Origin of the sequence: Prevotella jejuni, assembly GCF_900187995.1 — a bacterium.
Taxonomy (GTDB): domain Bacteria; phylum Bacteroidota; class Bacteroidia; order Bacteroidales; family Bacteroidaceae; genus Prevotella; species Prevotella jejuni.
The window spans coordinates 25385-38631 of sequence record NZ_FZNZ01000018.1 but is presented as its reverse complement, the minus strand read 5'-3'; the positions used below and the strand labels follow the sequence as shown (position 1 = coordinate 38631).

The 13247-nt window shown below is 42.2% G+C and carries 12 protein-coding genes; 7 read left to right on the top strand and 5 right to left on the bottom strand.

The genetic code is table 11. From position 1 onward, the window contains the following. Positions 1–34 precede the first annotated feature (34 nt). The 3 genes from CHB62_RS08200 to CHB62_RS08190 are packed head-to-tail and all read left to right on the top strand — an operon-like array spanning position 35 to position 2070. Positions 35–1045 carry a CdaR family protein gene (locus CHB62_RS08200; RefSeq protein WP_089366452.1) on the top strand — a complete coding sequence of 337 codons (1011 nt, stop codon included), beginning with the start codon at positions 35–37 and terminating at the stop codon, positions 1043–1045. Beyond that, positions 1042–1605 (top strand): dephospho-CoA kinase, encoded by a 564-nt coding sequence (gene coaE / locus CHB62_RS08195; RefSeq protein WP_089366451.1) that lies wholly within the window; start codon positions 1042–1044, stop codon positions 1603–1605. The genes CHB62_RS08200 and coaE overlap by 4 nt, the downstream gene beginning before the upstream one ends. A 27-nt stretch (positions 1606–1632) precedes the next feature. Beyond that, positions 1633–2070: a DUF5606 family protein gene (locus tag CHB62_RS08190; RefSeq protein ID WP_009011539.1), complete on the top strand. Its 438-nt coding sequence runs from the start codon at positions 1633–1635 to the stop codon at positions 2068–2070. A 95-nt stretch (positions 2071–2165) separates the two neighbouring features. Here CHB62_RS08190 and CHB62_RS08185 read toward each other — a convergent pair whose 3' ends face one another. Both CHB62_RS08185 and CHB62_RS08180 read right to left on the bottom strand, forming a co-directional pair. Further along, positions 2166–2996 (bottom strand): DUF4846 domain-containing protein, encoded by an 831-nt coding sequence (locus CHB62_RS08185; RefSeq protein ID WP_089366480.1) that lies wholly within the window; start codon positions 2994–2996, stop codon positions 2166–2168. Positions 2997–3515: 519 nt separating this feature from the next. Then, positions 3516–3923, bottom strand: a complete 408-nt coding sequence (locus CHB62_RS08180; RefSeq protein ID WP_009011541.1) for an Hsp20/alpha crystallin family protein — start codon at positions 3921–3923, stop codon at positions 3516–3518. A gap of 310 nt (positions 3924–4233) precedes the next feature. Here CHB62_RS08180 and CHB62_RS08175 point away from each other — a divergent pair, with 310 nt between their 5' ends. Continuing rightward, entirely contained in the window at positions 4234–7077 is a 2844-nt protein-coding gene (locus tag CHB62_RS08175) for a choice-of-anchor J domain-containing protein (protein ID WP_089366479.1), read from the top strand. A 127-nt stretch (positions 7078–7204) separates the two neighbouring features. Here CHB62_RS08175 and CHB62_RS08170 read toward each other — a convergent pair whose 3' ends face one another. Both CHB62_RS08170 and CHB62_RS08165 read right to left on the bottom strand, forming a co-directional pair. After that, the gene (locus tag CHB62_RS08170; RefSeq protein ID WP_089366450.1) at positions 7205–7546 is read right to left on the bottom strand and encodes a DUF488 domain-containing protein; all 342 of its coding nucleotides are present in this window, start codon (positions 7544–7546) and stop codon (positions 7205–7207) included. 4 nt (positions 7547–7550) lie between these two features. Then, a complete protein-coding gene (locus tag CHB62_RS08165) occupies positions 7551–8075 on the bottom strand; it encodes a hemerythrin domain-containing protein (protein WP_089366449.1) in 525 nt (174 codons plus the stop codon). A gap of 142 nt (positions 8076–8217) precedes the next feature. On the opposite strand from CHB62_RS08165, the gene CHB62_RS08160 reads away from it, so the two are divergent. Both CHB62_RS08160 and CHB62_RS08155 read left to right on the top strand, forming a co-directional pair. Then, positions 8218–8889: a Crp/Fnr family transcriptional regulator gene (locus CHB62_RS08160; protein WP_089366448.1), complete on the top strand. Its 672-nt coding sequence runs from the start codon at positions 8218–8220 to the stop codon at positions 8887–8889. Positions 8890–8940: 51 nt separating this feature from the next. Beyond that, positions 8941–9864 carry a calcium/sodium antiporter gene (locus tag CHB62_RS08155; protein WP_089366447.1) on the top strand — a complete coding sequence of 308 codons (924 nt, stop codon included), beginning with the start codon at positions 8941–8943 and terminating at the stop codon, positions 9862–9864. Positions 9865–10358: 494 nt separating this feature from the next. On the opposite strand, the gene CHB62_RS08150 is transcribed toward CHB62_RS08155, so the two are convergent. After that, entirely contained in the window at positions 10359–11195 is an 837-nt protein-coding gene (locus tag CHB62_RS08150) for a TlpA disulfide reductase family protein (RefSeq protein ID WP_089366446.1), read from the bottom strand. A gap of 394 nt (positions 11196–11589) precedes the next feature. Between CHB62_RS08150 and CHB62_RS08145 the strand changes: the two genes are divergently transcribed. Continuing rightward, entirely contained in the window at positions 11590–13245 is a 1656-nt protein-coding gene (locus tag CHB62_RS08145; protein ID WP_089366445.1) for a hypothetical protein, read from the top strand. Positions 13246–13247 lie beyond the last annotated feature (2 nt).

The following is a 13247-nucleotide window of genomic DNA, read 5'->3' as shown; positions in this document are numbered from 1 at the left end:
CCCTTATTGATAGAGAAAAGAAGGAAAGGATTTGATGAAAACAAGCAAATCGCTTCGTACATTCAGTACTTTCAGGAGCTTCTTATTGAGGATATTCAATAAGGAGTTTCTGATTTTTTTGTTCTTCTTGGTATTGAGTGGAGGTTTTTGGTTGATTATGACACTGAACGAGACTTATGAACGAGAGTTCAGTATCTCACTTCGCATGACGGGAGTTCCTCGTAATGTGGTCATCACCAGCGACCTTGATTCCGTTGTTCGCTTTACCGTGCGAGACAAGGGTTATATGATAGCTTTTTATGGACTTGATGATACTTTCCATCCTCTTTACATCGATTATAAGGCATACAGTGATGGTAGAAGCCGAGGAGAAGTACCCGTTGCCGACCTCCAACGTCAGATTAATCTTCAACTTTCCAAGAGTTCAAAGATAACTTCTGTTAAAAACGGTAAGTTCACTTTCTCTTTTAATTTTGGTCGTCATAAGAAGGTGCCAGTGCGTCTTTTAGGTACAGTAACGCCAGGTGATAACTATTATCTTGCACGTGTCGATTTCTATCCAGACAGTGTACAGGTCTACGCAGCACGTAGTGTGTTGGATAGCATCCAAACTGTCTATACGGAGCGGCAGCATATAAGTAACTTTACTGACGTTAAAGAATTGACAGTCGACCTCCGAAAGTTCACAGATGCTAAGTGTATTCCTTCCAAGGTGAGGATGAAGCTTTATCCTGACGTGCTTACTGAAGAGAGCGTAGAGGTACCTATTGAGGCGATTAACATGCCAGAAAATAAGGTGATGCGTACCTTCCCAAGCAAGGTAAAAGTGAATTTTGTGGTAGGAGCCTACCGTATGCAGTCTATGCCAAAGAATGCTGAGACGAAAGAGCTACTCCCTGTAGGCTTTCGAGTTGTTGTCAACTACGAAGAGATAGAGAAGAGTAATAGCGATAAATGTCCTATCTATGTGATTAGTTCACCTAATGGTGTACGCAATGTTCGACCGGCCATAAATAGGGTTGATTATCTTATCGAGCAACGATGATTATAGCATTAACAGGTGGAATTGGTAGTGGAAAGTCTTACGTCTGTAAGCTTCTTGCAGAGCGAGGTATCTCCGTTTACGATTGTGATGCGCATGCAAAGGAATTGATGCGCACCTCTCAGTCCTTACAGCTACGGCTCTCCACACTTATTGGTGATGATGTGTTTCGTGATGGAGTGTTACAGAAAAGCATCCTTGCGGCCTATCTCCTTCGTAGTGAAGACCATGTACAAGCTGTAAACGCTATTATTCATCCTGCTGTAGCTCACGACTTTGAGCAGTCTGGTCAAGCATGGTTAGAGAGTGCTATCCTCTTCGATAGTGGTTTTGACAAGCGTACCCATATAGATAAGGTGGTATGCGTCACAGCTCCAGAAGACGTTCGTATTCATCGAGTGATGGTACGTGATGGTATTAGTAGGGACAAAACCCTTGAGTGGATAGCACGTCAGCTACCGCAGGAGGAAGTGTTACGACGTAGTGATTATGAAATCATCAATGATGGCATACGTCCTCTCGCTCCGCAGGTAGACCATCTGCTTTCCGTTATTTCAGAATGATTAAATTATAAACAAGAATAAATTAAAATGTTACAGACAATTCTTTCAATCGCAGGTAAGCCAGGTCTTTATAAGTTGGTGAGCCGTGGTAAAATGAATCTTATCGTTGAGTCACTCGATGAAACACACAAGCGTCAGCCAGCATTTGGCTCAGACCGTGTGACAAGTCTTGCTGATATCGCTATGTTCACAGAGTCTGATGATGTCCCATTGGGTGAGGTGTTGGCAAAGGTACGCGACAAGGAGGAGGGCAAAGTGGCTTCTCTTAACTGGCGTAAGGCTTCTGCTAAGGAGTTGCAGGACTACTTCGCAGAGGTTCTCCCTGACTTCGATCGCGACCGTGTACACTCAAGTGACATCAAGAAGCTCCTCCAGTGGTATGAAATCCTCGTTAAAGCAGGTATTACTAACTTTGAGGAAGATATGAAACCAACTGAGGGCGATAACGTTGATGACAGAAAGTAAGATTGCTTTCAAGTCAGAATACAAACAAACAAAAGCACTGTGAGTTCGCTCGCAGTGCTTTTAATTTTTCTATTCTAAGCTGTATCGAATGCTAATTAGAAGTGTTTAGCATAATTACCACGGAAGTACCAGTTTGGAGTCTCAAGGTATTTTACCTGTGGATCGATACAGAACCACTGATTGAATATCTCTATTTCTTGTGCAGGCGTATATCCTTGCGCAAGTAGGTAGACGGCTTCTCCCTTCTTGTTGACAGCTTTGTCTACAATGATGACAGTGTGTCCAGGATGACCACCATTGATAATCACATCACCAACTTGCAGTTCTTTACCCGTGACATTGGCTAATTCCTTTTCAAGTGAGGCCGTTCCAGCATACGTAAAGACGAGATTTAGATATTTGCGGAATGTCTTGTAGGAATAGTCTGGCCCTGTGTCTTTGCTATACGAGCATCGCCAAGTCCTTTTGTCAATATGAATTCGTTCGCCTTTAGCCCACCGGATATAATCAGCTCGAAACCCATTGGTGAAGTTAAAATGGATTTTATCATACTGCTTTGTCCTCCAAAGCCATAAAGCTCTGAGGAAGATAACAGCATCAGCACACTGTTCTACCTCCCCATGACCAAAGTCGATGTCAACAACTGCACCTGTGTAGTTCTTTCGTTTGATGCTACCATTATAATAATGTAAGTCACTTCCCACAGGTTTCAATGGCAGATGCCGTAGGAAATAACCGAATGTTCCCTCTGTTAGTTTTACTTTTTCGTAGCCAGGTGGTGGTGCTAAGCGTTGTTGATTACCCATGGTTGTCTGTTCGACAGTAGATGGTTTTTCTGTAGGCTGCTGTATCTGTCCATTGGTTTTCCCCGTGCAAGAGAGTAGAAATGTGGCCAGTAAGAAAGTGATTGTATAAGTAGTTTTCATCATTATCTCTGTACGAATTTGTCTTATTTTGGTACAAATATAAGTATAAATAACCAACTTGTCAAGTGTTTATCTTAAAGAGTTATACTTTTTCCCATTGTTTTTTAGGGAGATGATAGCGGTCTTCTTATGTTCTTTCCACCTTTTTCTATATATGTTCAGTTTACTTTCTCTAAGATGAAAGGAAGTTATCATCGAATTATTTTCATGAGTGGAAATATTTATTTACGTGACAAGAAATATTTTTTTTCATGAAGAAAAATATTTTTCTTCATGAAAATAATTCGCAAGAGAAGTTCTTTCAATGTGGGGAGAGGTTGTTTGCTGGGGTGGTTTCGTTCGCCTTTTGGATGCATGATAGATAGCCACTTGAGTCGTAAAAGCTAATGTATAGACACGAAAAAGTCCCCAAACATATTCCGTCTGGGGGCATATTCACCAATAACTAACCTATTTCATCAAGGTTCCTCAGCTTAACGCATCAGAACGACAACCTTTCATCAGGGGTACAGTGAGTATTTAGCCCACTGTAATCTGGCGTGCAACCTTCTGCTCCTCTACCTGAATCTTAGGCAAAGTAATGGTGAGCACTCCGTTTGCAACACGTGCTGCGATACTGTCCTTCTGAACATCATCAGGCAAGATCAGTGTCTGCTCATACTTACTATATGCGAACTCGCGACGGAGGTAATGAGCCTTCTGCTCGTTCTCCTCAGCTTTCTTTTCCATCTTAATGGTCAAGTCACCATCGCTGTTAATGTTCACATCAAAGTCTTCTTTGCTCAGACCCGGTGCTGCAAGTTCAACAACATAATCCTTCTCAGACTCCAGTACGTTGATAGCTGGTGCTGTTGGATTAGCCTTAGGCATATTTGTAGTGTTCAAAAAGTCATTGAAAACCTCTGGTAACCATGAATTTCTATACATATCTTAATCTCCTTTACTTTTATTTGTTTGTTAATGTTTTGTACCAACTAATATGCAATGAGCGTACCATTAACGCCTTTATGACATCTTGTCGGTTGTGACTGACAAATTGACTCATGGGCCTTATTATACCTATTGGGCTAATAAGCCTAATAGTACCACCATTTGCTTATAATTAATGAGAGCTTATACACCTTTTAGTTTAGATTGGTATTATTATAAGTCAAAAGTCAAATAAAATGTAACAAAACTTTGTTTGTATGTGAATAATTCCTATATTTGCAGTATGTTAATCAATAATTAGATGTCAATGAAGCATTTTTACTTATCTGCAAAACTGTTTGTAAGTCTTTGTTTAGTTGGTTTTACAAACACGTTGTATGCACAAAATGGTATCTCTCGATCGGTTAGTCATGCAAGTCAACTTACTGCTGAACAAGCAACGGTAGAGTTGTTGGAGGACCCTTATTTCTATTCTTTTAATAATGGTAAGCCTGCACAGTGGGAGACAGCAGGAACGGTTACACAGCTGAAGGCTGGGGATAGATACAGTAGTGACACGGGTTTCGGTATAGGAATAATGACTGCATCAGATGCTGAAGGCTATCTGAAGCAGGTGATAGACCTCAAACGTACTGGGAAGGAAGTCGCTGAAGGCGACGAGTTGGAGTGTTTGATACATTATTGTACGATGGAGAGTAGTCGCACGGAGGGGCCTTTCCGTCTTGCTCTGCGCTGGTTGGACGCTGCAGGGAATGAAGTTGAGTCTAATGAAAAAGCCTTTATCCATAACCCAGAGGTCTATTTCGGTCGCATGAAGGCGTATGGCGAATTGAAATTCCGTACCGTTTGTCCGGCTGGGGCAGTACGTTTAGAATTCTCACTCTTGGTAGCTCCAGGAAGTCAAGTTCGTATGGATGATTTCAGTGTGTTACGTTTGTCAGACAGAGACAAGACTCCACTCGTTGCCATTCTTCCACAGTATCGTACGATGACAGGCGAGGTGGGACAAGCAAAGTCGTTCCCTGTAGCCTTACAGGGTATGCATCTTGCAACGGAGCAGGTGCCTAATTTCTCTGGTAGTCAGTCGTCTTCTGTAATGCAATTAGATGTAGAGAAGCTACCAAAGAACGGTACACTAAAAGCCAATCTAACGATTACGCCGCGGACTGCAGGTGTCTATGTGGGTGCTAATACCTATAAACTTCGTTTCTCGGGAGCCGATGAAGAGAATAGTGGAATGCTTAGTTTGACAGGATACTTTAAGAAGGCTGGTACCACTCCGACGATTAAACTAAAGTTAGGAAAGGCTCGTGAGATGAGTGCTGCGCCAGGAAAGGCGGACGAACAGACACTTGAGTTCGAGATTAATGATGTCATTACGAATGTGAACCTTGCACTGAAACATGGCGAAAATACTCCCTTCCGTATAGATAAAAGTCAATATTACTATGCAACAAGGACAGGAAAACTTTATCAGAGTCCTGTAAAAGTGACCTTTGCACCACGTGAAGCAGGGGTATATGAGGCTGAGTTGAGTGTGTCAAGTGTCTTGGCTGACACCTTGGTTATAAAGCTCAAGGGCGTCTCACAGGTAGCAGCTACTGCCGACTTAGTAGAGAAGTTCACAGCAGACCGTGCTATGGACAGTCGCTTTACGGGTGCTGCATGGAAGGGATATCATAAGTTCGACTTAGGTTACTGGAAACTTAATGGTAATTGGAACAGCACAAGTAATGTCATGTTGACGGCAAAGGATACGCTTTATTACGATGAGTTGGTTGCCGATGGAGTTAATACGCTGCAGTTGTCACCAGTAGGTAGTGCTGCAAAGTGTACTGCTGAATATTCTGTAGATGGTGGTGGGCATTGGAGTTCAGTGGGTGCAGCTGATGGTGAAGGCAAGTTTATTGTGGGAACTCATCGTCCTACACTCGTGCGTTTTGTCACCTCTGAGCGTGTAGAGCTGCAGGGTGTGACCATTAGTCCGAATGCAGCAGAGGCACGTAAGACCTACGATAAGATAGAAGACGCTATGTTGAAAGGAGCTGACAATGAGCCGTTAGCAGTGTTAGATGAGACCTTCTCAGGTTTGCGTCATACACGTATCCTTGGCTTGAAGGGCTGGCAGAATCTTACAGTACGTGGTGAACGCCCATTCTATGCATGGCAACAGAAGAATGCTGACCAGAGCGTTGTAGAGAACGAGGTGGCACAGATTTCTTTCTTAAAGTATGGGGTTGTGGACAAACGTGAGCATGAGAGTTGGCTTATCTCTCCAACACTTTCTTATAAGAAAGCACAAAGCAAGGACCTTACTTTCAGTGTGATGTATCGCAATCAGACGACTAATGGTGAAGAACAGTTCGGCTTCTATATCATTATAGAGAAGGACGGTAAGGCTACACCTTATTATATAGACCTATCAGCATACGTCCCAGCAGGAGTCAAACTTGAGCCTGATATGTGGTTTGACTATCGTATAGACCTGTCTAAGGTAGAGGGACTAACCATTGATGATAAGTTTCATGTGGCCTTTTCATATTATAGTCCAGTAGGTGGGAATGAGACCTCCTTGAACTTTATGATAGATGATGTGACCTTCGGACGTACTGACCTTCCAGAGCTAAGTGTTGATAACGACTTCATTAAGTTTGCGTTCCGTTCGGGACAGGAGATGACACCTCAGCCACTTAATATATATAGTGATCGTACGACAGCACCTGTGACTATCACCTTGACCCCTTCTACTCAGAAGAAATACTTCAAACTTTCACATGAGAAGTTACCACTTGAAGGTGGGGCGATGGCCGTAGGTTTTAAGAGTAATGACTCAAAGACACACGCTGCCGCACTACTTATCCAAACGCGTGGAGCGGAGTCTATCGTCGTGAAGCTGCTTGCACAGCCTGTCACGGACGGTATCAGCAGTGTTACGAGTAGTAGTGATGGTAGTCTGATGCCCGTTGTTAATGGTACAGAACTGACTGTTAACGGTACGTATCAGATGTATCAGCTTTTCTCAACAGATGGGAGTCTCTTGCAGCAAGGCAGTTATCAGCAGCGTATAGACCTGTCTGGTGTTCAGCCAAGTGTTCTCATCTTGAAGCTTAACACAGGCAAAGACGTAAGGACATTCACCTTAAAGCGTTAAGGATTAACCTCTGACATAGAGAATGTGGATGTCAGAAGGTGAAAAAGAGAAAGGGGATAGACGATGATGTCTGTCCCCTTTATTTTTGTTACTTCTCTTTTGTTCATTTGCGTTATAGGGCAAATGCTTACTTTGTTTCAAGCAGATGCTGCAGAACAACAGCGTTGTTATGCTCTTCATCATGGGCCGCAAAGAGCAAAGTAGCGTTAGGATGATCCTTAATAGCACTACGTAGTTCGTCTAAGGCACCGCTCTCTTCTAACTCAGCCTGATAACGTTTAGAGAACTCAGGGAAGCGTTCTGGGTCATGCCCGAACCACTTACGCAAGTCATTACTTGGTGCAACCGACTTCAACCAGAGGTCGATTTTCGCCTTATCCTTACTGATACCTCTTGGCCATAGGCGGTCGACGAGGATTCGATAACCGTCGGTATCTTCTACTGGAGCGTAAGCACGTTTGATTTTCATTGTTTTATTCTAACATTAATGCCCTTGGGAATATGATTTCATTTTCTACATAGACATGCTCAAGGAGGTTGTCACGGAACTGACGGAGGTCGGCAAGGGCCTGTACATATTCTGGTTCAGCACCTTCTGGAGCAGTGTAGTCGTTTGTCAGTTCTGCTATTCGTTCATGCCGTTCAAGCTCTTCACTATGGTCAGCCATCATCGCATTGATAGGAAACTGAATAGAACCACAGTGGAAAGGAGCGTGTTCTTGGCCATACTCTGCAGCGTTGAAGATGTCGATAATGTATGGAAAGAGAATATTCTCCTCTTTCTGACAGTGCATATCAAGGTCGGCAACACTATTGCGAAAGTGGTCTGCTACACGATTCAGTTCTGGGTGACTGCCTGCAAGAGCGTTTAGTCTTACAGCGAGGTCCTCTCCCTTTCTGCGTATGTTACGATGATGGAATTTGAGAACATAGTCAACGAGTAGGTCAAGGTCCCATGACTGGAATGGAATTGTGGTTTGAAATGATGTTTGTGCCATTATAATTCTATTTATCTTGTTCGTTTAATGTGATTGCAAATGTAATCATTATCAAGCAGAAACGAGGGTAACAAATGTGTCCAATACGAATTAAATAAAGTTAAATCTATAGGAATAACAAGAAACTTCGTAACTTTGTAACATGGAAGATAAAGTAATGAAAGCACTCCGTTCCTGTCCGCTTTTTGCAGGAATGAGTGAGATAGAGATAGACCTGACGTTAGGTAACGTTAGTCACCAGCTTGTTTCGCTACCTTCACATGAGGTATATGCCTTGGCGGGTATGCCTTGCAAGTATGTAGACATCGTGGTGACAGGTAGGCTTGTATGCCGTATGGCTGCACTCTCAGGCAAGCAGGTTGAGGTAAGTCGACTACATAGTGGCAATATGGTAGCTCCTGCTTTCATCTTTTCAAAGGATAGGAGTCTACCAGTGAGTGTCGAGACTGATGGGAAGGTACAGCTGTTTCGTATGCGTCCAGAGGAGTTGAAGCGGCTCATTGATGTTGATGATGTTATTCGAATGAACTTTATTCGTATTCTTTCAAACATCGACGTGTTCTTAACACAGAAGATGAAGATACTTAGCCTGTTCACTGTTCGTGAGAAGGTGGCTTATCTTCTGATGGAGCGTGCCGGAGAACAGGGTAGCAACGAGGTACATCTTGAGCGGTCACGGCAGGAAATAGCCGACTCGTTTGGCATTCAGAAGTTCTCTTTGCTACGTGTTCTGTCCGACTTTGAGAAGGAGGGAGCGATAGAGATTGACGGTAGGAACATTAAAATACTTGACCGTCGTAAGATGTTAAAATAACGAAGGCTATTCCTTAGGTTTGTTTTTAGTTATTCAATATAGTACGATTTAATGATACTAAATATTCTTTTTATAGTCATCGGGATAGTCCTTGTGTTGTGGGGAGCTGACCGACTGACCGATGGGGCAGTGGCTGTTGCGGAGAAGATGAAGATGCCACAGATTGTTATTGGACTGACCATTGTTGCAATGGGGACAAGTATGCCAGAGTTCTGTGTGAGTCTTATCTCTGCTTTGAAAGGTACATCCGACCTTGCAGTGGGTAATATTGTTGGTTCAAACATCTTCAATACGCTGCTTATAGTTGGTGTGTCAGCCTTGGTGGCACCAATGTCTATTATGAAGACAACGGTACGGAAGGATATTCCCTTTGCACTTGTTGCCTCTGCTTTACTATTGATAATGTGTCTTGACGGGGATATTAGTAGGATTGATGCAGCTATTCTCTTTGTGATGTTCCTTATCTTTATGTATATAACCCTTCGAGGAGCAAAGGTGCAAGGGACTGATGTAGAGGAAAAAGAAAAGAAGCCGATGGCCACTTGGCTGTCTGTTGTATGGATTCTTGTTGGGCTGGCTTGTTTGATAGGAGGTAGTAATCTGTTTGTTGATGGTGCTACGGCAGTGGCAACAAAGCTTGGTGTGTCGGAGGCAGTTATCGGTCTGACGATTGTTGCAGGAGGTACGTCTCTCCCTGAATTGGCTACAAGTGTTGTGTCAGCTCGCAAGGGGAATAGTGGTATAGCGATAGGTAACGTACTCGGTTCGAATGTGTTTAATATCCTTGCTATCCTTGGTCTTACGGGTGTGATAAGTCCAATGACATTAAAGGGGATTACGATGACCGACCTTTCCATGATGGTTATCTCCATCATCCTTATATGGCTCTTTTCGTTTACGAAGTATAAGATTGAGCGATGGGAAGGAGCAATACTGACGGCAGTGTTCGTGGGGTATATCTATTCCTTGCTCTAATAGCATCTTTAACTCTGCCTCGGAAGGCTTTTTCTGGGCTAAAGCAACGACGGAGCTGTTGAAGAGAGCGTTGCTTGTCCTTAGTTAGTATGGTCTGATGGACTTATTGTTTAGAGGTAAGTTGTTGATGTCTCGCTATATTGATGGTGATTATGCTGGAAGGTCTTTACCCTTTCTTACATACGTACGCAGACTTAACACGTGTGGTGCTGACTACTAAATACTTTGTAATGTGTTGTTAGGAAGAGATGAATATATAGTGACGAACGAGTGATACAATCCTCTACTTAACAATACTTATCGGTTAGGTAAAAACGCAATAACACCAAAAGAACCCTATCTAAACTCATGAGTAGAGTTAGATAGGGCTCTTTTTTATATTGATAAAGTCGTAATTTCTCGGAGTGTGCAATAGGAACTTATATCCCCTCAAAAGGGAGCTTGAATATTCTCAGGCAATGCCTCTTATTCAGTAATTCCTTTTTACAGTCACTTTACTTCAACTTCTCAGCCAGTACCTCCTGTAGTTTATTCTCTCTAAGGTCCATTGCCACAATCTTACCTTGTGGGTCAATGAGGATGTTAGAAGGAATACTACGGATGCCATAGACGGCAGCTGCAGCTGACTCCCAGCCTTTAAGGTCAGACATCTGAGGCCAAATCATACCTAACTTCTCTACTGCTGCAGACCATTGTAATTTCTTACTGTCGAAGCTAACACCAATAATCTCTAAGCCTTTATCCTTGAAACGCTTGTAAGCCTCAACGACATTTGGCATTTCCTTACGGCAAGGACCACACCAGCTTGCCCAGAAGTCAACCAATACATACTTACCTTTACCTACCCATTGGCTCAGTTTAACCTGCTTGCCATTGAGGTCTTCCATGGTAAGATCCTTATACATTGAACCAGGTTGACGTAATTTGTAAGATTCAAAGAGTTGCTTTGGTTTGGCCATCTCAGGCTCATTATAATAGCCTGTCTTTGGGTCGCAGAGGTCTTTTAGTTCGTCATATTCAACGTCATACATCACCTGTGCAATATATTTTGCAGGGAACTTTGTGTCTTTGAATTTCTTTGCTATCTCTAAGACAGCATTCTTCTGTGCGCTACCAAGCGAATCTGCTTTGGCGATAATCTCGCTAATCTTTGCCTTCTCAGCCTCGGTGAGGGTTGAAGGATCTTTCTTTCCGAATGCCTGATAATCAGCTTCAAGTTTCTTAAACTGCGCCTCTATTTGAGACATCTTCTCCTCGTATGGCTTGGTGTCTTGTGCATTAGCGGTGAAGACAGCCGTAGCTAACATTGATATTAAAATAATCTTCTTCATAATTAATTATTCTTTGATAAGACTACAAAAGTACTGATTTTCTGCTTATCACCATGAATAATTATGTTTTTTTATGCGTTTACCCTCGCTTTATGCGTAAAGTGATATATTAGGCGAGCATGAAAAATAGTTGATCATACGGTTTATTCGGTTATAGTAAATTAAATTTCAGAAATATAAACACGGCTGGTTAATATATGTCTTAAATACTTTAATCTATAAAAGTTATGTAAATGTACTCGAAAAAGAATGACATAAAGTTGCATTATGTTGAATTTTTATTAATAATACATGCTGTTTTGTATTGCTATTTACATAAAGTATTATTTTTGCACAGCTAAATTAAAGAGACAAAACATGTAAGCTAAATAAACTCTTATATAATATAAAACTTATGGTTAAACATTTACACTCAGTCCTGACACTTGTGTTAGGATTCTTTTCTGTGGCTGCGTCAGCACAAGCACCAGCTACTGTAACAAAACCAGATGATGGTTATTATCGTATTGTGAATGCTCGTCAGCGTACCGATGGCAAGCAGTATGTTTATGTAACGGGTAAAATTGCGGCACAGCCTAATGCCACTAAGGATGAAGCAACTACATTGCCTGGTACGGTAATTCACCTTAAAACAAAGGTTGATGACAAAGACGCAAGCAGGCTTAATGTGACAACTCTCCGTTCACAAGGTGTTGATGTGATTAATGAATACCTAAACCCTACAATAGAAAAGGTGGAGAAAGCTGTGAAAGACAAGCTGAATGAAAAACTTAGTGCTCCTTTGAGTAGCATAGCTTATGGGATATTTAATACGAGCGTGATTGGACAATGGGACTTGAAGATGCACTTAAAGCCTGTTACCACATCTGATGGACGTGATGCTTATTATGCCTTTGCGACAGTTCCTTCCATGCAACCAATCTGTGATTTCTGGCATACTTATGGGATATTTGCAGGTCGTGCTCTTGATAGCTATCCTAACTTGAAATCAGCTTTAGACCGTGGCAATCCAGACGATGTATGGTATGAAATAGAGCGCCTTGCCTTAGCAAAGATAGAAAGTAGTCCAAATGCTAATGCTGATATAGTAAATATTATAAAGCATTATATTGGAACTACACGTGCAGAGAATCGTATTAATCAAGGACAAACTTACTATCTTATTTCTGGTGCATTAAAGAAGGTTGACCCTTCAGGAACAGCCTATAATCCTGCTAATCCGACAGGGACAGCACATAATGAATATGACGGAACGGAGGCAAAGTTCGACTTTGTCAATAATAATACTACGGACGAATACTTTGGTCCTGAGCTCCCTGTGACAGGAGATGCAGCTATGTGGATCCTTGAGAAGGTTGATGATACAAACTACTTTGGTGTTAAGCCTTCTGCTAACATGAAGGGTAGAGATGGCAAGTATTACACTACATTGTATGTGGACTTCCCCTTCAAGATAGTTGGTGACGTAAAAGCTTACACCATTGAGGGCGTTGATGCTAAGAATGCTCAAGGTTATTATTTCGCTAAAGTGAAGGAGCTTGCTCAGAAAGGCGATACTGTTCCAGCTCAGACCGCCGTTGTTTTGGAGTGTAACTCTACGAATCCTGCTGACAATAAGTTGTTGCCTACGGGTGATGAAAAACCTAAGACAAGTAATAACCGTCTCTGTGGAACATTCTTTGGAGGGGCTATCAATGGCTTGACAGTGAAGGATGGTGCAGGAAATGACTACAATGTAACGCATGATAACATCCGTGCTTTCAATATCAACACCGCTGATAGCAGAAACCCAATAGGTTTCTATAAGGTGAAGAATAATGTTACTAATCTCCCAGGCAACAAGGCATTCCTTGTCCTTACCAGCACTGAAGCACAAGCTAAGAGCTTTGTCTTAGAGTTTGAGGACGGTGGTACAACTGGTATAGAGACTATCGAAAACTCAAAGAATAGTACTGATGATGGTGTTTACTATGACTTACAAGGTCGTCGTGTAGAGAATCCAACACGTGGTATCTATATCGTTAATGGTAAGAAGGTCGTAATTAAATAATC